The 22,066-nt window shown below is 66.0% G+C and carries 15 protein-coding genes; 9 read left to right on the plus strand and 6 right to left on the minus strand.

Annotated elements, in window-relative coordinates; translation table 11 throughout:
• Window positions 1–226: 226 nt before the first annotated feature.
• Both ROA7023_RS24100 and ROA7023_RS24105 read left to right on the plus strand, forming a co-directional pair.
• Window positions 227–532, plus strand: coding sequence for a hypothetical protein (locus tag ROA7023_RS24100; protein ID WP_143535675.1), 306 nt, complete (start codon window positions 227–229; stop codon window positions 530–532).
• Window positions 533–1,765 carry a P-loop ATPase, Sll1717 family gene (locus tag ROA7023_RS24105; protein WP_143535676.1) on the plus strand — a complete coding sequence of 411 codons (1,233 nt, stop codon included), beginning with the start codon at window positions 533–535 and terminating at the stop codon, window positions 1,763–1,765.
• A 1-nt stretch (window position 1,766) separates the two neighbouring features.
• Here ROA7023_RS24105 and lepA read toward each other — a convergent pair whose 3' ends face one another.
• Together lepA and ROA7023_RS19800 are read right to left on the minus strand one after the other, a co-directional pair.
• Window positions 1,767–3,569: a translation elongation factor 4 gene (lepA, locus tag ROA7023_RS19795; protein ID WP_085880729.1), complete on the minus strand. Its 1,803-nt coding sequence runs from the start codon at window positions 3,567–3,569 to the stop codon at window positions 1,767–1,769.
• Between the two features lie 77 nt (window positions 3,570–3,646).
• Window positions 3,647–4,000: a TraR/DksA C4-type zinc finger protein gene (locus tag ROA7023_RS19800; protein WP_085880730.1), complete on the minus strand. Its 354-nt coding sequence runs from the start codon at window positions 3,998–4,000 to the stop codon at window positions 3,647–3,649.
• Window positions 4,001–4,135: 135 nt separating this feature from the next.
• Here ROA7023_RS19800 and ROA7023_RS19805 point away from each other — a divergent pair, with 135 nt between their 5' ends.
• The gene (locus tag ROA7023_RS19805) at window positions 4,136–5,635 is read left to right on the plus strand and encodes an MORN repeat-containing protein (protein WP_085880731.1); all 1,500 of its coding nucleotides are present in this window, start codon (window positions 4,136–4,138) and stop codon (window positions 5,633–5,635) included.
• A 61-nt stretch (window positions 5,636–5,696) separates the two neighbouring features.
• Here the strand turns inward: ROA7023_RS19805 and ROA7023_RS19810 are convergent, their stop codons facing one another.
• From ROA7023_RS19810 to ROA7023_RS19820, 3 genes are all read right to left on the minus strand, one after another.
• A complete protein-coding gene (locus ROA7023_RS19810; RefSeq protein WP_085880732.1) occupies window positions 5,697–9,458 on the minus strand; it encodes a Hint domain-containing protein in 3,762 nt (1,253 codons plus the stop codon).
• 312 nt (window positions 9,459–9,770) lie between these two features.
• Window positions 9,771–11,297 carry a cryptochrome/photolyase family protein gene (locus ROA7023_RS19815; protein WP_085880733.1) on the minus strand — a complete coding sequence of 509 codons (1,527 nt, stop codon included), beginning with the start codon at window positions 11,295–11,297 and terminating at the stop codon, window positions 9,771–9,773.
• A gap of 27 nt (window positions 11,298–11,324) precedes the next feature.
• Complete coding sequence (locus ROA7023_RS19820; protein WP_085880734.1) at window positions 11,325–11,987, minus strand: SDR family oxidoreductase; 663 nt, start codon at window positions 11,985–11,987, stop codon at window positions 11,325–11,327.
• Window positions 11,988–12,267: 280 nt separating this feature from the next.
• Between ROA7023_RS19820 and ROA7023_RS19825 the strand changes: the two genes are divergently transcribed.
• Window positions 12,268–13,833, plus strand: a complete 1,566-nt coding sequence (locus ROA7023_RS19825; protein WP_085880735.1) for a 2-isopropylmalate synthase — start codon at window positions 12,268–12,270, stop codon at window positions 13,831–13,833.
• Between the two features lie 93 nt (window positions 13,834–13,926).
• On the opposite strand, the gene ROA7023_RS19830 is transcribed toward ROA7023_RS19825, so the two are convergent.
• Window positions 13,927–16,146 (minus strand): patatin-like phospholipase family protein, encoded by a 2,220-nt coding sequence (locus ROA7023_RS19830; protein ID WP_143535677.1) that lies wholly within the window; start codon window positions 16,144–16,146, stop codon window positions 13,927–13,929.
• 236 nt (window positions 16,147–16,382) lie between these two features.
• On the opposite strand from ROA7023_RS19830, the gene ROA7023_RS19835 reads away from it, so the two are divergent.
• The 5 genes from ROA7023_RS19835 to rodA all read left to right on the plus strand — a co-directional run bounded on the left by ROA7023_RS19835 (window position 16,383) and on the right by rodA (window position 22,060).
• Window positions 16,383–17,423, plus strand: coding sequence for a rod shape-determining protein (locus tag ROA7023_RS19835; RefSeq protein WP_085880737.1), 1,041 nt, complete (start codon window positions 16,383–16,385; stop codon window positions 17,421–17,423).
• Window positions 17,424–17,486: 63 nt separating this feature from the next.
• The gene (gene mreC / locus ROA7023_RS19840) at window positions 17,487–18,434 is read left to right on the plus strand and encodes a rod shape-determining protein MreC (RefSeq protein WP_085880738.1); all 948 of its coding nucleotides are present in this window, start codon (window positions 17,487–17,489) and stop codon (window positions 18,432–18,434) included.
• Window positions 18,427–18,969, plus strand: a complete 543-nt coding sequence (locus tag ROA7023_RS19845) for a rod shape-determining protein MreD (protein WP_085880739.1) — start codon at window positions 18,427–18,429, stop codon at window positions 18,967–18,969. Before mreC ends, ROA7023_RS19845 begins: the two co-directional genes overlap by 8 nt.
• Window positions 18,966–20,921, plus strand: coding sequence for a penicillin-binding protein 2 (mrdA, locus tag ROA7023_RS19850; RefSeq protein ID WP_085880740.1), 1,956 nt, complete (start codon window positions 18,966–18,968; stop codon window positions 20,919–20,921). The genes ROA7023_RS19845 and mrdA overlap by 4 nt, the downstream gene beginning before the upstream one ends.
• On the plus strand, window positions 20,921–22,060 hold the full coding sequence (gene rodA, locus ROA7023_RS19855) for a rod shape-determining protein RodA (protein ID WP_085880741.1): 1,140 nt from the start codon (window positions 20,921–20,923) through the stop codon (window positions 22,058–22,060). The genes mrdA and rodA overlap by 1 nt, the downstream gene beginning before the upstream one ends.
• Window positions 22,061–22,066: the final 6 nt, after the last annotated feature.

Here is a 22,066-nt window from a genome sequence, read left to right on the forward strand (position 1 = left end):
AGCAGACGGCCGAATTCAGCTGGTTCGAAGCGGGGCATGGCGGGTCTCCTGGAACTTCGGAAGCCTCAGCATACCTCACTGACACATCAGAACAAAGCACGAACCAACACGCTTTGCTGACACCGCCGGGTGCGCAGTGTGCGCATTCATGCGCACACTGCATGCCAATGGATGCTTGAGCTTACGGCGATAACCGAGATAATCTAGTACCTATCAGATCGAAAGAATGGCTATGAATATTGGCAAGATCGATTTCGGACCATTGGACGCTAGACACGCTGCGACAAGCTCAGATTTTGATGAGATTTTTTTTCAGAAGGTGTTCATTGATCCCGCAGGCATTAACCTAGACGACTTCAATAGGGGCAAGAAATACTTTATATATGGAATAAAGGGAAGCGGCAAGTCAGCAATCCTTAAGTACCTTGAAATCTCCAATAGGAAAAAGTGCTATACTAGGTTTGTTTACTTCTCCGATGCCGCAAGAGAGGGCCTGAGCTCTGGATCTTTCATTCCTGCCGGAACTGAGTAGGTGCCGACACGAGATCTAGACGCTGTCGAAAACTACGACAACTATTGGCGAGCATTTTTTCAAATTCTTATTGCAAAAGTATTGTTTGAGAATGAGCCGAATGACCAGAAAAAATACCTCAGCGCAATTCGCCGAGCAACCACTGGCTCTGCTAGCTCCCCGTTCCGCACCATCCTAGACGCGGGAACGATGCTTAGTACGTGGGTGAACAGTCTGGGACACCAAAGTAGTTCGCGTGGTTTGCAACCGCAATTCAAGACAATGGCGGAGGTTTTTGAAGACGGCTTTGCTCTTTTGGAGTCAAGAAAACCAAAGAAGTCAATATATCTATACATCGATGAGCTCGAAGTCGTCTATTCAAGCAAGGCCCAATTCTCCAGAGATGTCGAATTAGCAACTTCGCTGGTTCGAGTCATAAGAGATATGAATGAGAAGTTCCGGGAAAGAAGTATTCCAATCTTTTTAATCTGCGGGATCCGACGTGAAATATCCGAGCGAATTTTGGGTGGTGATACTGCAAAAATTGTTTCAGACTTGGGAGAAGAGGTTTCGTGGACACGCTCCAGTTGGGATCGCGATAGCCCCAAATTCATACATCCCTTGTTCGAGATCATCTTACGCCGATCTTTCTACTCCTTGAGACCTGGCTCAAGATTTTTTCCGAATGAGGAGCGGCAACGCATTATTCATGAACTGTTTCCATTCTATGAAACAGGCGGTCCGGGACGAAAGGGAACGCAAGCAGAACTGCTTGATCTTACAACTTACCGACCAAGAGATGTATCCATTCTCTTTGGCGCAGCGCAGCGCGTTGATCAAAATCGCAGCTCATTTAGAAGGGAAACTTTTCAGAGAATTATTCGAAAGCCTCTTCATGATGAACTTTGGAGAGATTTCTCCGAGGCGCTACGTTCCGAATTTTCTCGCGAGCAAGTTGAATTGCTAGGGAAGGTCCTCAGGCGACTGACTGAAAGATTCTATTTTTCTGATTTCTTAGCCGCACTTGATGAGTTCTCAGCCGATCCCACTATGGCGAAAATGCTAGATGGCTTCTCTGATGCCGATTGGGCTGAAGCACTTAAGCAACTGTACGTACTTGGCGCTGTCGGAAATGTTGAACAGGGTGAGAGAATCCAGGATCGGTATAAATTCTACTTCCGAGGTTACACCGATGGACTAATTATCTCTCCCAAAGTCGAAATCGTAAAGCAGCGTGCTCTAATAGAGGCCTAAGTTACCCATCCATCTTCAACGCCGAGATAAACGCCTCCTGCGGGATCTCCACCTTGCCGAACTGGCGCATCTTCTTCTTGCCGGCCTTCTGCTTGTCCAGCAGCTTGCGCTTGCGGGTGGCGTCGCCGCCGTAGCACTTGGCGGTCACGTCCTTGCGGAGCGCGGACAGCGTCTCGCGCGCGATGACCTTGCCGCCGATGGCAGCCTGGATCGGGATCTTGAACATGTGGCGGGGGATCAGGTCTTTCAGCTTTTCGCACATGGCGCGGCCGCGCATCTCGGCCCGGTCGCGGTGGACCATCATCGACAGCGCGTCCACGGGCTCGTCGTTCACCAGGACCTGCATCTTGACGAGGTTGTCCTCGCGATACCCGATCATCTGGTAGTCGAAGGAGGCATAGCCCTTGGTCACCGATTTCAGCCGGTCGTAGAAGTCGAAGACCACCTCGTTCAGCGGCAGATCATAGACCACCATGGCGCGGGAGCCGGCATAGGTCAGCTCCATCTGGATGCCGCGGCGGTCCTGGCAGAGCTTGAGGACGTCCCCGAGGTAATCGTCGGGGACCAGGATCGTCGCCTTGATCCGCGGCTCCTGGATATGCTCGACATAGGTCGGGTCGGGCATGTCGGCGGGGTTGTGCAGGTCGATGTCCGTCCCGTCCTTCATGTGGATGTGGTAGACCACGGAAGGCGCGGTGGTGATCAGCTCGATGTCATATTCACGCTCCACCCGGTCTTGGATCACCTCGAGGTGCAGCAGCCCCAGAAACCCGCAGCGAAAGCCGAAGCCCAGCGCGGCCGAGGTCTCCATCTCGAAGGTAAACGACGCGTCGTTGAGGGCGAGTTTCTCGATCGCGTCGCGCAGGTCCTCGAACTGGGAGCTGTCGACGGGAAAGAGGCCGCAGAACACCACCGGGATCGACGGCTTGAAGCCCGGCAGGGCAACCTCGCAGCCCTTCTTCTCGGTGGTGATCGTGTCGCCGACGCGGGTGTCGCGGACCTGCTTGATCTGCGCGGTGATGTAGCCGATCTCTCCGGGGCCCAGTTCGGTGACCTCGCGCATGGCCGGCACGTAGACGCCCACGCGGTCGATGTCATAGGTGCCGCCCGTGCGCATCATCTTGATCCGCTGGCCCTTTTTCAGCACGCCGTCGATCACGCGGACGATCACCACGACCCCGAGATAGGCGTCATACTTGCTGTCGACCAGCATCGCCTTGAGGGGCTTGGTCGCATCCCCCTCCTTGGGGGGCGGCAGGCGGGTGACGATCGCCTCGAGCACGTCGGGAATGCCCTGGCCGGTCTTGGCCGAGATCATGCAGGCGTCGTGGGCCTCGATGCCGATGACATCCTCGATCTGTTCGATCACGCGCTCGGGCTCGGACGCGGGCAGGTCGATCTTGTTCAGGACAGGGACGATCTCGTGATCGGCCTCGATCGCGGTGTAGACGTTGGCGAGCGTCTGCGCCTCGACGCCTTGGGTGGCATCCACCACCAGTAGCGAGCCTTCGACGGCCTGCATGGATCGCGAGACCTCGTAGCCGAAATCGACATGGCCAGGGGTGTCGATCAGGTTGAGGATATAGGTGTGGCCATCCTTGGCCGGGTACTCGATACGGACAGTGTTGGCCTTGATGGTGATGCCGCGCTCGCGCTCGATATCCATGCTGTCGAGCATCTGCGCCTTCATGTCGCGTTCGGCCACGGTGCCGGTCAGCTGGATCAGCCGGTCGGCCAGGGTGGATTTTCCGTGGTCGATATGGGCGACGATGGAAAAGTTGCGGATATGGGCGAGATCGGTCATTTGGCGTGTTCCCTCGGGTTCCGCCTCACATATCCGATCGCGCGGGGATTTCCAGTGGCTGTCGCGGCCGTGGCGGCCTAGCGGGCACAGCCGGTGCACCGCGCGGCGCAGGGGTCGAGGTCCAGGCGGGCAAAGCCGATGAAATCGCCGCATTCATCGCAAAAGCCGAACTCTGCCGCGTCGATCCGGGCGAGGGCCGCGGCAATGGCGCGCAGGCGGCCGGCGCGGCGGGCTTCCATTCCCTTGGCCATCGCCTGGCCCTGCAACGCGTCCATCCGCGACAGCCGGCCCACCGATTGCTGGTCAAGCTCCACCGGGCGGCGGTCGGCGCCGGTGGCGGCAGAGCTCGCCTCCAGCTCCGCCCGCTCGGCAGCAAGCCGGGGGCGGTAGCGGTCGGCGAGGTCGGCGTCTGTGGGCTCGGCTGAGGACATTCGCCCAGTCCAGCAGGACGCGGGCGATTTGGCAAGCACGGGCCGGTGATCGCACACCGTCCGATCCCCCGTTGCCCGGCCATCGGCGCTGGTCTAGTCTCACCGCCACGATCCCCGGGGGAGAGAGCGGAACGGATGAAACAGGCATTCTTGACCGGCGTGGTGCTCGCCGCCATGGCGTTTGCGGCCGACGCGCAGTCTGTCGAAACCAAGCAGTATGACGATGGCGGCATCTACGAGGGGACCTTCCTGAACGGACGCCAGCACGGCCAGGGCACCTACCGGCTGCCCAATGGCTATGAATACGAGGGCCAGTGGTTCGAGGGCGAGATCCGCGGCCAGGGCAGGGCGCGGTTTCCGAACGGGTCGGTCTACGAGGGCGAGTTCCTGGCGGGCAAACCCGACGGGCTGGGCGCGATCACCTTCGCCGATGGCGGCACCTACGAGGGTGAATGGCAGGACGGGAACATCGTCGGCCAGGGCGTCGCGCGCTATGCCAACGGCGTGGTCTACGAGGGCCAGTTCCGCAACGCCATGCACCACGGTCGCGGCCGGATGGAGAGCCCGGGCGGCTATGTCTACGACGGCGACTGGGTCAACGGCGTCAAGGAGGGTCGCGGCGCGATCACCTATGCCGATGGCGCCGTCTACGAGGGCTTCCTGTCCAGCGGCGAGCGGTCGGGTGAGGGCACGCTGACGATGCCCGACGGAATGATCTACGAGGGCACCTGGGTCGATGGCCAGATCGAGGGCACGGGCCGCCTGGTTCAACCGGGCGGCGACATCTTCGAAGGCGACCTGGTCGCCGGCAAGAAGGAGGGCACCGGCACCGTCACCTATGCCAACGGCGATGTCTACCAGGGCGGCTTTTCCGACGATCGCCGCAACGGGCGGGGCACCTTTACCGGGGCCGACGGCTATACCTACGTGGGCGATTGGGTCGACGGTCGGATCGAAGGCAGCGGCCGGGTGACCTATCCGGACGGCTCAGTCTACGAGGGCACGTTTTTCGAGGACCTCGCCGACACCCGCTGTCCCGAGGCCGTCGCGGCGGCGATCGAGGCCGGGACGGACCCGCGCACCGCGGAGCATTGCGCCACGGGCCGGATCACCTACCCCGACGGCGCGACCTACGAGGGCCAGTGGGTGCAGGGCGTGATCGAGGGCACGGGCGTGGCCACCTATGCCAACGGCCTGGTCTACGAGGGTGCGTTCCTGAACGCCCGCAACCACGGTCAGGGCAAGATGACCTACGCCGACGGCTACACCTACGAGGGCGCCTGGGCCGACGGTCAGCGCAACGGGTTCGGCGTCGCCACCTATTCCGACGGCACGGTCTACGAGGGCGAGTTCGTGAACGGGCAGCGGGACGGTCAGGGCAAGATCACCATGCAGGACGGGTTCGTCTACGATGGCGCCTGGGAGATGGGCGAGATCAGCGGCGAGGGCGTCGCACGGTATCTCAACGGCGACGTCTACGAGGGCACTTTCCGCAACGGCCGCCGGCAGGGCACCGGCACCATGCGCTATGCCACCGGGCAGGAGGCCACGGGGGTCTGGCAGGACGGCGACCTCGTCAGCCCCGAGGGCAGCGCCGCCGCGACCGAACCAGACCCCGAACCTTCAGCGGAATGACCCTCGATCCCGGGCGCAACAAGATTATTCGCGAATAATCTGGCACCGTTCGAACCGACGCCTACAGCAGGAGCCGTGCCTCGTGGCGCTTGAGGCAGCGTCGCGCGGTATCGCCGTAGCTGCCGATATTGCTGCGCAGTCCGGGAAAGATTTCCAGCAGCTCTTCACGGGCCGCCGCGCCGATCGTGCCGAGCGAGAAGTCGCCCGGGTGAAAGCTCTCTGTCGGCACACCTTCGGAATAGACGATCTCGTGCTCGTCGAAAAGCATGTGGACATAGGTCACATCCTCCTGCCGCGCACGGGTCACCGCGACACCGTCGACCAGGTGTCTGGCCGCCACCAGCACCTCGCTTTCGCCGAACAGAAGTTCCGCCCGGTAGCCGTGGAACAGCACCCTGTGCTGGGGTGACAGCAGCAGCGCCCGATCCTGCCCGGGCAAGGTTCCCGCACGCAGCCGCACCGGGGCGAACTTGTCCGCCGCCGGGACGGTATTGGCGGAAATCCAGCGGATCGGCCGCAGACCGTGGTCCCGCGTCACCACCAGGTCGCCCACCGCCAGCGCCTCGATCGGGCGCAGGCCGCGCGGCGTGGCGATCAGGGTGCCCTTGGCGAAACAGATCACGGACTCGATTTCCGAGAAGTCCAGCCGCGTGCCGTCGTCCAGCATGACCGATCCGGAGAGCCCCGTGCCCGGGTCGGAATCGGTGTAGCTGAGGGTCGACAGATCGGCCAGCGAGCCAAGCTGCAAGACGTCTCCGGTGCTCTCGTCGCCTTCGCCACCCACGATCGTGATCGTGTCAGTCGCGCCCTCGCCCAGGTCCTCGAGCACGAAGAGGTCGTCCCCGTCCCCGCCCAGGACGCTGTCGCCTTGGGCAATGCGGATCGTGTCGTTGCCCGCGCCCGCATCGACGCTGTCGGCGCCCTCGGCACCGGCGATCGTATCGTTGCCGTCGCCGCCGTCGAGGCTGTCGTCACCGCCGCCCCCGAAGACCACGTCGTCGCCCGCATTGCCCACCAGGGTCTGGTCGACGCCGGAGGCGCCGGCATCGATCGTGTCGTTGAAGCTTGAGCCTTCGATCTCCTCGATCTCGGAGAACTGCGCGGTGCCCGCGCCATCGGTGACCTGGCCCTGCTCGTCGCCGTCGAAGATCGCGGTCAGGCCCGTCGCGCCCTCATCGGTGAAGGCCAGCCGGTCGAGATCGGTCCCCGCCTCGCCGCCCGTGACGACATCGCCGTCGAAACCCGCGCCAAGCTCGATCCGGTCGGCATCCGCCCCGCCGTCGATCAGGTCCGCCGCGTTGTCGCCGCTGCCGCCCGAGAGGATGTCGTTGCCGACCCCGCCGTAGAGCGTATCGGCGCCCGCCCCGCCGTCGGCGCTGTCGCGGCCGTCGCCGCCGTAAACAAGGTCGTCGTCGGCGCCGCCTGCAATCAGGTCATTGCCGTCCCCACCATAATAGGTGTCGTCGCCGGCGCCGATATTACCGCCATTGTCCTCGCCCAGGACATCGTTGCCCGCGCCGCCCTCCACGATGTCGCTTCCGGTGCCGCCATAGACCGTGTCGTCCCCGGCGCCAGCATCGACACTGAGGCCGAGGCCGTCGTTGTGGCCGTCCAGCGTGTCGTTCTGATCGGTGAGGACCAGCCGCTCGATCTCCGAGAAGGTCACGCCGTCGCCGCTCGTATCCGCCAGCGTCCCGGCCTCGTCGCCGGTAAAGTCCACATCGACCGATCCCGACAGGGCCGAAAGGTCGAGCGTGTCCGCGTCCCCCGGATCCTCGCCACCGAACGCGGTGTCGATTCCGAAGCCGTCCTCGAAGCGGAAGCTGTCTGTCCCGGTGCCGCCGTAGAGCGTGTCGTCGCCCGCGTCGCCGTAAAGCGTATCGTCGCCCGCCTCGCCGCTGACGATGTCCGCCCCCGCGCCTCCATAGCCCAGGTCGTTGTCGTTGCCGGTAAAGATCTGGTCGTTCCCGTCCCCGCCGTAATAGGTGTCGTCGCCGGCGGCATCGTCCGCGCCCACGCCTTCGTCGAGCAGGTCGTCCCCGTCCCCGCCGTAGACCACGTCGTTGCCCGCGGCGCCGAGGACATAGTCATCCCCCGCCTCGCCGTAAATCGTGTCGTCGCCATCACCGCCGTAGATCGTATCGTCCATCCCCTCGGGGGCGCTGGCGATGACCACCGGCGGCACCGAGAACTCGTGGCTGCCGAAGTTGTAGAAGGTCGTGCCGCCCCGGGTCGTCACCGAGAAATCGACGACGGATTGGCCGGTCAGGGCGAATTGCGCCCAGTGGTCCTCGTCCGCGTTGACCGACGAGGTGCTGTTGGACTGCGCCGTTATCCACTGCCCGTCGTCGGTGACTGTCAGGTCCGTCGGCGGATTGCCGGACAACGCGACGGAGGAGACGTCGGCGGTGCTGGCCGACACGCTCTCGGCGCCGGAATCGATGTCGCGGAACGTGAGGTCCCCGCCAAGCGAGACGCGGTCCCCGGTGTCCTGGTCGAAGAACTCGAACCGGAAGACGACCTCGGTCCCCGAGGCGGAGCCCGAGGTCTGGTTCAGCTGAAGGTCATCGGCGAAGGTGACGTCCACGTTGGGGTCAGAGGCGTCGATGACGGTGACCCGCGCCTGGACGGTCACGCCGCTGGCGGTGCCTACGTTGTCGTATACCGCGTAGCTGCCGATGGTCCCGGCCGCGGTGGCGCCGCTGGAAGAGATATTGGCCGCCGAGTAGTTGAACCCGTCGATCTGGCCCACGATCCGCCCCTGGTCCAGCCCATCGCCGTAGATCGTGTCGTTGCCGTCGTCGCCGGACAGGATGTCGTTGCCGGAGCCGCCGATGACGATGTCGTCGCCCGCGCCCGCCGCGACGCTGTCGGTCCCGGTGCCGGCGTTGATCGTGTCATTGCCGCCGCCCGCGCTGATGCTGTCTTCGTCGCCACCGCCGTCGATGGCGTCCGCGCCCGCGTCCGAGGTCAGCGTGTCCCGGCCCGAGCCGCCGTAGAGCGTGTTGCCACCGCCGGAGGCCGTCACGGTATCGTCGCCCGCGCCGCCCACGGCGATGTCGCCGCCTTCGGCGATCAGCAGATCGTCGCCGGCCTCCCCCGCAAGCACGTCGTCGCCCGCACCGCCGTCCAGCGTGTCGCCTCCGGTGCCGCCGAACAGCCAGTCGTTGCCGTCGCCGCCGTAGACCTCGTCGCTGCCGCCACCGGCCGCGACCGAGTCGTTGCCCGACCCCGCCAGGATCGTGTCGGCGTTGTTGGTGATCCGGTCGGACTGCGCGTCGGTGTAGCCGACCCCCATCCTGTCATCGCCCGCGGTGCCGTCGACCACGCCCGAGGTGTTGGGCGTGGCGGCCGGCGCATAGGCGGCATAGGCGTCGTGGTCGTAATCGGCATAGCTGAAGGCCGCATCGCCCGCCGCCGCGTCGGCGTTGCTGACGTAGCCGACCGTCTCATAGCTGCGGCCCGCGACCAGCGGTATCTCGGACAGTGTGTAGTTGCCCGCGGCCGCGCCCCCCTCGACATCGAACTCGACAACCTGGAATGTGTCGCCCGTGACCGTGTCGCGCAGGGTCCAGACCATCTCGGCATCGACCGTGACGTTGGAGCTGGTGGCGCCGCCCGTGGTGACCGAGGCCCGCGCACTTTCGCCGCCGGCGGAATCGTCGTCCAGCGTCCGGCCCTCGATACCGCTTTCGTTGTCGAAGATCGTCGCACGGCCGGTTGGCGCACTCGCCCCCGACCATACGGAGGTCGCCCCCGTCGTGGTGGACAGGATCCCGGACGGGTCGGTCGTGTAGAACAGGATGTCTTCGTAAACCGCCATGGATCAGACCTCCGCCTTGCAAGAGATCGCCATTGGCGACGGTCCATCGCCCGGGGCACGTCGTTCCGGCGAACCCTTGCCTTGCGATGCACGGCACGTTTCACACTTCATCACTGATGCAACCTCGTCAGTCTCTTCCGACCCGGGGCAGGTCCCTGGCCGTCCGTCGTCATGGCAGCAAATATCACGGCGAAGCGGGCGCTATCTTGGGTGCAATCAAGGAAATATCGTGAATTCCGGCAGCCTGTCGGCGGCGTCGGCGGGGCCCGCGCCGCGGCCATTCGGGTTAACCACGGTTGGGGTTTGCGGCGGTCAGACCGGCTTGCCATCGGCCATGGCACGTAGCCAATCGGCGGATTCTGCCTTGATTGTGTCACGTTTGCCGGGGTCCATCCGGTCCCACGCGCCATAAATCAGGCCCATTCTGTGGTTCTGCTCCAGCCGGTCGCGGTGACGATCCAGAAAATCCCAATAGAGCAGGTTGAACGGGCAGGCCCCCTCCCCCGTCTTCTGTTTCACGTCATAGGCGCAGCCGGCGCAGTAATCCGACATCCGGTCGATGTAGGACCCCGACGAGACATAGGGCTTGGAGGCGACGATGCCGCCGTCGGCGAACTGGCTCATGCCGATGGTATTGGCCGCCATCACCCAGTCGAACGCATCCGCATAGACCGCGAGATACCAATCATGGACCTGCCGCGGCGCGATCCCCGCCAGCAGGGCGAAATTGCCGGTGATCATCAGCCGCTGGATGTGATGGGCATAGGCCTCGTCCCGGGTCTGGGCGATGGTCTGCCCGAGGCAATTCATCCGGGTCTCGCCGCCCCAGAAGAGCTCCGGAAGATCGCGCCGGTGGTCCAGCTCGTTCCGGGACACGTAGTCCGGCCCCTGCAGAAAGTAGATGCCGCGGACGTATTCGCGCCAACCGATGACCTGCCGGATGAAGCCCTCGGCGGCATTGATCGGGGCCTTGCCGTCGCGCCAGGCCTTCTCGACCGCCGCGCAGACCTCGCGCGGGTCCAGCAGGCCCGCGTTGAGGTAGAGCGACAGCACCGAGTGCGACAGGAACGGCTCCCCTTCGACCATGGCGTCCTGGTAGTCGCCGAAGGTGGGCAGGCCCTTGGCCACCCAATGGGCGAGCTGGTCGAGCGCCTGTTCCCGGTCGGTCGCGAACCAGAACGGCCGGGGGTTGCCGAAATGATCGTCGAACTCCGCCTCGACGAGGCTCAGCACCTCCTCGACCACCGCGTCGGGCGCGAACCGCAGGGGGCCCGCGACGCCGATGCCCTCGTCGGGCGGTTTGCGGTTGTCGTGGTCGTAGTTCCACTTGCCCCCCGCCGGCTTGTCGCCGTCCATCATCAGCCCGGTGGCCTTTCGCATCTCGCGGTAGAAATATTCCATCCGCAGGGACTTGCGCCCCTTGGCCCAGCTCTCGAACCTCTCGTGCGAGCAGAGGAACCGGTCGTCGGCGAACTGGTGAACCGGGATCGGCAGGTCCTCGAGATCCGAGATCAGCCGCCAGTCGCCGGGTTCTGTCGCGAGGACCTCCTCGGCGCCGTGCTCCTCGGCGCGGCGCAGCAGCTCTCCGGCAATCGACTGGCTGTTTCCCGGATCGTCCAGCGTCGCATAGGCGACCTTCCAGCCGTCCTCGCGCAGACCGGCCGCGAATTTCCGCATCGCCGCGAAGAGAAAGGCGACCTTCTTGGGGTGATGGGGAAGGGTCTTCGCCTCTCCGGTGACTTCGGCCATGACCACGACGTCCCGGCCGCGGTCGCCTTCCCGCAGCGCCGACAGGTTCGGCGAGAGCTGATCGCCCAGAACCAGGACCAGCCGCGTCATCGCATTCCTTTCGCCATCACGCGCCGCTCACCACGGCACGGGGCTGCCGTCATAGGCGAAAAAGCCGCCCGTCTGGGCGGGCGAGAGGGAGTCCAGCACGTCGAGCAGCCGGCCCGCCGCGACCTGGGCGCTGACCTTCTTGTGGCCGGGGTAGCTTGCCGTAAAGGCGGTCTCGACCGTGCCGGGATGAAGCGCCGCGACCGTGGCCTCGGGGCGCTTGCGCCCGATCTCGATGGCCGCCCCCCGGACGATCTGGTTCACCGCGGCCTTTGAGGCCCGGTAGGAATGCCAGCCCCCGATCCTGTTGTCCCCGATGGAGCCCACCCGCGCCGACAGCACACCCACCGCGGACCGCCCCTCTCGCGGCAAGAGCCGTTCGGCATGGCCAAGCAGCAGCGCGGGCCCGATGGCATTCGCCGCGAAGACCGCCGCCATGCTGGCCGGCTCGATCGCGCCAAGCGCCTTTTCGGGGCCGCCGCCCTCGGGCGCCAGGATCCCCGTCGCGATGATGATCGTGTCGAACGGGCCGTCAAGGCGTTTCATCGCCCGGTCCACCGAGGCCGGGTCGGTCACGTCCAGCCCGTCGCCTCTGCGCGACAGGCCGGTGACGGCCGCCCCCCGCCGTTCGGCTTCGCCGACAAGGGCGGCGCCGATCCCGCCCGAGGCGCCGATGATAAGAGCTTTGTCCATGGCGGCAGACCTAGGGCCCCGCCCCGCCGGTTCCAGAGCGGCCCGGATCGCGGACATGGGAGGGTCCGCGAAATGAGCGCGGATCGGCCCTTTCCAAACCGGATCAGGGGAGTATAGTGCGCCTCATGATGCTCGAGTCCCATATCGCCCCGTCCGCGCCCCGTCGCGCGGCTGCGCTTGGCCTCCTGCTTCTCCTTAGCCGCCTCTGAGCGTGCCCGCAGGCGCGACCGCTCAGAGGTAATCCCGCGCCAGGTGGCTTTAGGACAAAAGGACTCATGACATGATAGACAGTAACCGCGTGTTGATCTTCGACACGACATTGCGCGACGGCGAACAATCCCCCGGTGCCACGATGACCCATGCCGAAAAGCTCGAGATCGCGAGTATGCTCGACGAGATGGGCGTCGACATCATCGAGGCGGGCTTTCCGATCGCCTCCGAGGGCGATTTCAAGGCCGTCTCCGAGATCGCCCGGCAAAGCCGGAACGCCGTGATCTGCGGGCTCGCACGGGCCAACCCCAAGGATATCGATCGCTGCTGGGAAGCCGTGAAAAACGCGCGGATGCCCCGGATCCACACCTTCATAGGGACCTCGCCCACCCACCGGGCGATGCATGCGCTCAGCATGGACGAGATGGCCGAGCGGGTTCACGACAGCGTGACCCGGGCCCGGAACCTCTGCGACAACGTGCAATGGTCGTCGATGGACGCGACCCGGACCGAATGGGAGTTTCTGCGCCGCACGGTCGAGATCGCCATCAAGGCGGGTGCCACCACGGTCAATATTCCCGACACGGTCGGCTATACCGCGCCGGTGGAATCCGCCGACCTCATCCGGCGCCTGATCGCCGAGGTGCCCGGCGCGGACGAGGTCGTCTTCGCGACCCATTGCCACAACGACCTCGGGATGGCGACGGCCAACAGCCTCGCCGCGGTCGAGGGCGGCGCCCGGCAGATCGAATGCACGATCAACGGGCTGGGCGAGCGCGCGGGCAATACCGCGCTCGAGGAAGTTGTGATGGCGCTGAAGGTGCGGCACGACATCATGCCCTGGTCGACCAATGTGGACACGACCCGGATCATGAACATCTCGCGCCGGGTCGCGACGGTGTCGGGCTTTCCGGTGCAGTTCAACAAGGCCATCGTCGGCAAGAACGCCTTCGCCCACGAGAGCGGCATCCACCAGGACGGGATGCTGAAGAACGCCGAGACCTTCGAGATCATGCGGCCCGCCGATGTGGGCCTGTCGGAGACCAGCCTCGTCATGGGCAAGCACTCCGGGCGCGCGGCGCTGCGCGCCAAGCTCCGCGACCTGGGCCATGACCTGGCCGAGAACCAGCTCAACGATGTGTTCGTGCGGTTCAAGGATCTCGCCGACCGCAAGAAGGAGGTCTACGACGAGGACCTGGTCGCGCTGGTGCACCAGAACGACGGCGCCGAGGATCACGTCCGCCTGCAGACGCTGCGCGTGGTCTGCGGCACCGCGGGGCCGGCCGAGGCGGAGATGACCCTGGAGATTGGCGGCACGGGGCAGAGCGTGACGACCTCCGGCGACGGCCCGGTCGATGCGTCCTTCAACGCGGTGAAGTCCCTGTTCCCCCATGAGGGCCGGCTGCAGCTCTACCAGGTGCATGCGGTGACCGAGGGCACGGATGCCCAGGCCACGGTGAGCGTCCGGCTTGAAGAGGACGGCCGCATCGCCACGGGCATGTCATCGGATACCGATACGGTCGTCGCCAGCGTGAAGGCCTATGTCAACGCGCTGAACAGGCTCATCGTGCGGCGGACGAAATCCGCGCCCGGCTCCGATATCAAGGAAGTCTCCTACAAGGACGCGGGGGAATAACGGCTCAACCGGGCCCAGATTATTCGCGAATAATCTGGCACCTTGCACCGCCAGGCACCGTGTCCCGGCGGTGCGCCGGTTGCGAGGCCGCCCCTACTTCAGGCTGAAGCCCACCGTCTGTTCCGTGCCCGCCGCGGGGCAGATCGGCGCGACATCAAGTTCGCGCGGCGCTTCGATCTGCGCCTCGATGTCGTTGAACGTCTCGGATGTCAGCAGCCAGCTGACGGTGAAGTTCACCCGGTCCGCCTGCACGATCGACTCGCGACTGGTGATCGCCGAGCGCGAGGCGTCATTCACCCGGAACCGGGTGCAGAACCGCCCCGTCGTCAGGTCTCGCCGCGCGATCCAGGCCGCGCGAAAGGCCGAGATCGGCGCGGTCACCGTGCCCCGGATCGACCGCGCCCCCGGGTCCTCGAGGATCCGGAAGGACAGGATCTCCACCGGGATCGACCTGTTCAACCCGCGCACCGCGCCGACTTGAAAACGGGCGAATTCCGTCCCGCGCAGCAGCTCGGTCACCGTCTCGACACCGGAATTGTCGAAGTAGCCGCCATCCACCACCTGCTTCGTCTCGCCGCCCTCGATGTAGCGCCCCGGCGGCGTGACGACCGGAAACCGGGCGGAGAGCAGCATCGCCTCGCCGACCGTCAGATCGTTGCCGGAATCGAGCAGGACCCGGCTGCGCACCCGGCTCGGCTCCAGCCCATCCAGCGGCGAGGCGATGACGCTTTCGCCGCTGTGCACATCGGTGGAATTCAGGAACAGCAGGGGAAGCCCCGCCCCGGGGCTGTCGGCCATCGAGACGCCGAGCAGCCCGTCCGGCACGTCGATGTCGCTGCGCGTGCCGTCCGGCCCCTCGAAGCTGCAGCAGGTGTCGATCCGCCGCGCGAAGGCGGTTTCGAGCACGGCGCCCCGGTCGACCGGCCGGCCGATGAGGGGCGTGTATGGAAACAGCGTGTCGAGGAAATCGCGGAACAGCAGCGCCGACAGCGGTGGCGACAGGTAGTCGTGCCGCAGGATCTGGCGAACCGCCTGCCGGTGGCAATCGGCCCGGGGCGCGGCGGGATCCTCGCAGACCCCGCTTCGGCGGATGGCCCAATAGACGGCGCCCCCCACCGATCCGCCCGACACGCCCGAGATCGCGAACAGGCTGTCGGCGAATTCCGCCTCGGTATCCGAGCGATAGGCGAGGTAATAGGCGGTCTGGTAGGCGGCGTAGAGCCCGCCGCCCTGGGCTGCGAGAATCCGCAGGGGGGGCGTGTCCGGGTCGCTCCAGTCGCGGGTCTCGGCCCAGTCGAAAACCGCCGCCTGGCCGTTGCCGGAGCCCCCGGGCGGTGTCTCGGCGACGGCGCCTTGCAGGATGTTGCAGCCCGAGGCGATGCCGCATCCCGTGTCGATCCGCGCCAACCCGCCGGCCGCGACGAATAGCAGAGCGATGAGCAGGACCGGGCGCGGCAGCTCGGCCATGGCAAGCCCGCCGTTGCGGCGGACATTGACCGCAAGGCAAAGCGCGATCAGCAGCCCGCCGACTCCGGCCCCCACGCGCCAGTCGTCGCCCGCGAAGGTCAGCGCCACCAGCAGCAGGATCAGCGGGAATCGCGACCGCGACCGCGCCGAAAGCCGGGTCAGCTCCGACAGGGCGAAGGCCGCCACGATGACGAAGGCCGCAGCCACCGCGACCGGCCCGAGGCGCCAGCTTGCCCCCGGCGCGGCCGTGGCCAGCGCCGCCACGGCGAGGACGGCCAGCCCGAAGGCGCCCGAATAGCGCAGCACAAGGTCCCGCAGGCGCACCACCCCGAGGCTGCGCCCCGCCGGCAGGAAAGAGAGCAACAGCACCGCACCGATGGCCCCGGCCAGCCCGAAGAGCAGACCGCCGGCCCGGCCCGCCTCGGACCCGGTCGCGACGGTCAGGACCCCGGCCAGACCGCCCAGCAGGGGCAGACGCGAGGCGAGAAAGGTCAGGCCACGGTCCACCCGGTCCGCGAGCGGCCCCTGCTTGTCCCGCGCGTCCAGCGCCCGGGTGGAGCTGACGTAGATCGCCACCGGCACCAGCGCGAAAAGCAGCACGGAGGCGGTGATCCGGATCGCCTCCTCCAGGTCGATACCGCCCGTTGCGGCCTCGAGCGCGAGGCTCAGGATCACCTCGTGCGCAGGATCAGCCCCGAAGAGGAAAAAGGCGAAGGCCACCGCCACCAGCATCGGGCCGTAGCCGTATTCCAGCCCGTCCACGATCTCGCGCCGCAGATCCTCGGTCGTGGTGCCGCCGGCCAGCTCGGCCGGGAAGGCCTTGCCGTCTTCGTCCATGGTCGTCAAGGCGGGTCCTCCCTGCGCATTTCCCTTACGTCAGGCTAGGCGGCGGGGGCTCGCGGACCAAGTCCGGAAAGCCCGACCCGGCCCCGGCCCGGCCGGGATATCCCGCGTTCGCGGCGAAAACACGCTGATCGATCCCAAGGGCCCCCTTTCACCGCCCTGCCGCACACCATATAAGCGCGCAAGTCTGCCTCTCATCATGAGAGTCGCGGACGATTGGGCAATGGAGCGGTACGACGATGCTGGGCTTTCTCTCGGGCTTGTTCTCTTCGGACATGGCAATTGATCTTGGGACTGCCAACACGCTGATTTACGTGAAGGGACGTGGCATTATCCTGTCGGAACCGTCAGTCGTGGCCTACCACGTCAAGGACGGTGTCAAGAAGGTTCTCGCCGTTGGCGAGGACGCAAAACTGATGCTGGGTCGCACGCCCGGCTCTATCGAAGCGATCCGGCCCATGCGTGAAGGCGTTATCGCCGATTTCGATGTCGCCGAGGAGATGATCAAGCACTTCATCCGCAAGGTGACAAAGCGCTCGACCTTTTCCAAGCCCAAGATCATCGTCTGCGTGCCGCACGGCGCCACGCCGGTCGAGAAACGCGCGATCCGCACCTCGGTGCTGTCCGCGGGCGCCCGGCGCGCGGGTCTGATTGCCGAACCCATCGCGGCGGCGATCGGCGCGGGCATGCCGATAACCGATCCCACCGGCAACATGGTCGTGGACATCGGCGGCGGCACCACAGAGGTCGCTGTGCTGTCGCTGGGCGATATCGTCTATGCCAGGTCGGTCCGCGTCGGCGGCGACCGCATGGACGAGGCCATCGTCAGCTACCTGCGACGCCAGCACAACCTGCTGATCGGAGATTCGACCGCAGAGCGGATCAAAACCTCTATCGGCACCGCCCGGATGCCCGACGACGGCCGCGGGCAATCCATGCACATCCGCGGGCGCGACCTTCTGAACGGCGTGCCCAAGGAAACCGAGATCAGCCAGGCCCAGGTGGCCGAGGCGCTGGCCGAACCCGTCCAGCAGATCTGCGAGGCGGTCATGACCGCGCTCGAGGCGACCCCGCCCGATCTGGCCGCCGACATCGTCGACCGCGGCGTGATGCTGACCGGGGGCGGCGCCCTTCTGGGAGAGCTGGATCTGGCCCTGCGGGAGCAGACGGGGCTTGCGATCTCGGTCGCCGACGAGTCACTGAATTGTGTGGCCCTGGGCACCGGCAAGGCCCTAGAATACGAGCGCCAGCTGCGGCACGTCATCGATTACGACAGCTAGGGGCGCCCGGGTCCGACCGGGCCGGCGGCCCGACCAGATCAGTGAGCGGAGGCACCTGACGGCTTGGCCAGGGAACGACAGCAGACAGACTACGTGGGTCCGATCAGGCGCTTGCTGATCGGGCTCCTTGTCTTTGTGCTGTTCGCGATCTTCCTCGTGTGGCGGATCGACTCGCCGCGGGTGGAGCGGTTCCGCGCCATGGTGATCGACCGGGTCGTGCCGTCGTTCGACTGGGCCATGGCGCCGGTGACCGGCCTCGTCAATCTGATGCAGGATTTCGAGAGTTATCAGCGGCTTGCCGAACAGAACGCTGACCTGCGCCGCGAGTTGCAGCAGATGAAGGCGTGGCGCGAGGCGGCGCTGCAACTGGAACAGGAAAACGCCAAGCTGCGCGACCTCAACCAGGTGCGGCTCGACCCGCAGCTGACCTGGGTGACGGGCGTGGTGCTGGCCGACAGCGGCTCTCCGTTCCGGCAATCGGTGCTGCTGAACGTGGGCAGCCGCGACGGCATTCTCGACGGCTGGCCGGTGATGGACGGGATCGGGCTCGTGGGCCGGGTCTCGGGCGTGGGCCGCGACACCAGCCGGGTCATGCTGCTGACCGACACCTCCAGCCGGATCCCGGTGACGATCCAGCCCTCGGGCCAGCGCGCCCTGCTGGGCGGCGACAACACGATCAACCCGCCCCTGCTGTTTCTGGAGAACGACGACGTGGTGCGCCCCGGCGACCGGGTCGTCAGCTCCGGCGACGGCGGGGTGTTTCCGGCCGACATCCTCGTGGGGCAGGTCGCGCTCGGCACGGATCGCCGACTGCGGGTGCGTCTCGCGGCCGACTACGAACGGCTGGAGTTCCTGCGGGTCATGCGCAGCCAGCCCGCCGAGCGGATCACCGAGACCGGCGCTTTGATCGCCCCCCTCGCCCCGCCAGGCGTCGACGAGCCCGAGGCCGGCCCCGCGCCCGAGGCGGACGCCGCCGACGACCTTGCCCGCACGGAGGGCGCCGATGGCTGAGCGCTCTCCCGCGACCCAGACCTGGATCGGACGCGGCATGTATGCCGGGCTGGTGCTGGTGCTGGTCTTTCTGCACCTGCTGCCGCTCGACACGCGGCCGCCCGGCTGGGTGCCGCCCGACCTGATGCTGGCGCTGACCTTCGCCTGGGCCGCGCGCAGGCCCGATTACGTGCCGGTCCTTCTGGTGGCCGCGGCGTTCCTGCTGACCGACCTGCTGTTCCACCGCCCGCCCGGGCTGTGGACCGGGCTCGTGATCCTCGCGACCGAGGCGCTGCGGGCCCGGTCGCTGGACCTGCGGGCCGTGCCGTTCCCGCTGGAATGGGCAACCATCGCCTTTGCCGTGGTCGCGGTGACGCTGGGCAACCGGTTTGTCCTCGCGATCACGATGACCGACCAGGCGCCACTGGCCCTTACGATGATGCAGATGATCCTGACGGTGCTGGCCTATCCGGTGGTCACCGGTCTATCCTATGGCCTCTTCGGTGTGCGACGCCCCGCACCCGGTGAGGTCGACGCCCTGGGACACCGCCTATGAAACGACCACAAAAAGACATCGCCCGATCCTCTCGCGTCGTCACCCGGCGCGGGCTGGTGCTGGGCGGGGTGCAACTTGGCCTGATGGGGGTGCTGGGCTGGCGGATGCAGTCGATGCAGGTCGACCAGGCCGACCAGTTCCGCCTTCTGGCCGAGGAGAACCGCGTCAACCTGCGCCTGATCCCGCCGGAGCGCGGGCTGGTCTTCGACCGCAACGGCGTCAAGCTGGCCATCAACGAGCAGAACTACCGCATCGTCATCATCCGCGAGGATGCCGGCGACGTCGATGACGTGCTGGCCCGTCTCGCCCGGCTGATCCCGATCGACCCCGAGGCGATCGAGAACGCCAAGGAGGAAATGGCCCGCCGCTCGCCCTTCGCCCCCGTGCCGATCATCGAGCGCGTGCCCTGGGAGGACATCGCCCGGGTCAACGTCAACACCCCTGCCCTGCCCGGCATCGTGGCCGAGGTCGGGCTGTCGCGGCTCTATCCACGTGGCGCGGACATGGCCCATGTGGTCGGCTACGTCGGGCCGGTTTCGGATTACGACATGTCGCGCGGTTACCTGGCCGAGGACGACGACCCGCTGCTGCGCGAGATTCCCCGCTTTCAGGTCGGCAAGACCGGCGTCGAGGCCCGGATGGAGCATACGCTGCGCGGCTCCGCCGGCACCATGCGGATCGAGGTCAACGCCGCCGGCCGGGTCATGCGCGAACTCAGCCGGATCGACGGCACCGCCGGCCAGGACGTGCAGTTGACCATCGATTCCGGACTTCAGGCCTATGTCCAGGCCCGTCTGGAGGGCGAAAGCGCCAGCGCCGTGGTCATCGACCTCGAGGACGGCGATGTCGCCGCCATCGCCTCGGCCCCGACCTTCGACCCCAACCTCTTCGTGCGCGGGATCTCCGTCGCCGACTGGACCGGGCTGAACGAGAACAAGTATCGCCCGCTCGCCTCGAAGACGGTGCAGGACGCCTATCCCCCGGGCTCGACCTTCAAGATGGTCACCGCGCTCGCCGCGCTCGAGGCGGGCGTGATCGACACCGAGGAAACCGTCTATTGCCCCGGCTTTGTCGAAGTCGCCGACGTCCGCTTCCACTGCTGGCGCCGGGGCGGGCACGGCAACATCAACCTGCATGAGAGCCTCAAGCAATCCTGCGATGTCTATTACTACGACGTGGGCCAGCGTGTGGGCATCGACAAGATCGCCGAGATGGCCCGCAAGCTGGGCCTGGGCGAGCGCCATGACCTGCCGCTGTCGGCGATCTCGGAAGGGATCGCGCCGGACAAGGCCTGGAAACGCTCGACCCGGGGCGAGGACTGGCGCATCGGCGACACGGTCAACGCCTCCATCGGTCAGGGCTACGTGCTGGCTTCTCCGCTGCAGCTGGCGGTGATGACGGCGCGCATCGCGACCGGGCGTAAGATCGCGCCCCGGCTGGTGCGGTCCATCGACGGGGTCCCGCAGGACTCGGGCGCGGGCGAGAGCCTCGGGCTGAACGAGAACAACCTGCGCCGGATCCGCGAATCCATGTTCGCGGTTTCCAACCACAATCGCGGCACTGCCTATCGCACCCGGATCCAGGAAGAGACCATGCGCATGGCCAGCAAGACCGGCACCAGCCAGGTGCGCCGGATCACGGCCGAGGAACGCGCCCGCGGCATCACCTCGAACGACGACTTGCCCTGGGACCGCCGCGACCACGCGCTGTTCGTCTGCTTCGCCCCCCACGACAACCCCAGGTACGCGGTGTCGGTGGTGGTGGAACACGGCGGCGGCGGCTCGACGGCGGCCGCGCCGATCGCCCGCGACATCATGCTCCAGGCGCTCTATGGCGGCACCCCGCCGCTGGAGGCCTATCCCTCGAACGTGCGCAGCAGTATCCGCGAGCAGCAGGATCGGATCGAGCAACAGGCCGCCGAGCGCGCCAACGAGACGAGCGACCGCGCCTGATGTCCTATCTCGAGTACCAGGTCAGATACGTCCCCGCGGGGCTGCGCAAGCTGCTCTACCTGAACTGGCCGATCATCGTGCTGCTGACCGCGGTGGCCTGCGCGGGCTTCCTGATGCTGACCTCGGTGGCCGGCGGCGACATCTCGCGCTGGGCCGAGCCGCAGATGAAACGCTATGCCGTGGGCATCGTCCTGATGATCGGCGTCGCGATGGTGCCGATCTGGTTCTGGCGCAACATGGCCGGGGTCGCCTATGCGGCCTCGCTGTTCCTGCTGGTCCTGGTGGAGTTCTTCGGCACCGAGGGCAAGGGCGCCGTGCGCTGGATCGACCTTGGCTTCATGCAGCTGCAGCCGTCCGAGTTGATGAAGATCGCGTTGGTGATGGCGCTGGCCGCCTATTACGACTGGCTGCCCATGGGGCGCACCTCGCGCCCGCTCTGGCTGGTGCCGCCGCTCCTGCTCATCTTTATCCCCACCGCACTGGTGATCCGCCAGCCCGACCTCGGGACCTCGATCCTGTTGCTGGCGGGGGGCGGCACGATCATGTTCCTCGCCGGGGTCCACTGGGCCTATTTCGCGACCGTCATCGGCGCCGCCGTCGGCGCGGTCGTCGCCGTGTTCAAAAGCCGCGGCACCCCCTGGCAATTGTTGCAGGACTACCAGTACCGCCGGATCGACACCTTCCTCGACCCCGAGAACGACCCGCTGGGGGCGGGCTATCACATCACCCAGGCCAAGATCGCGCTGGGGTCCGGCGGCGTGACGGGCAAGGGCTTCATGCAGGGCACACAGTCGCGGCTGAATTTCCTGCCCGAGAAGCACACCGACTTCATTTTCAACACCCTGGCCGAGGAATTCGGCTTCGTCGGCGGGCTGACCCTGCTGATCCTCTACGGGCTGATCATCTTCTTCTGCGTGGCCTCCGCGCTGCAGAACCAGAGCCGTTTCGCCGCGCTGATGACGCTGGGCGTGGCGATGACCTTCTTTCTCTACTTCGCGGTGAACATGTCGATGGTGATGGGGCTCGCGCCGGTCGTGGGCGTCCCCCTGCCGCTGGTCAGCTACGGCGGCTCGGCGATGCTGGTGCTTCTGCTGGCGTTCGGCCTGGTCCAATCCGCTCATGTCCACCGCCCCAGATAACGAAAG

The organism is Roseisalinus antarcticus (assembly GCF_900172355.1).
Taxonomy (GTDB): domain Bacteria; phylum Pseudomonadota; class Alphaproteobacteria; order Rhodobacterales; family Rhodobacteraceae; genus Oceanicola; species Oceanicola antarcticus_A.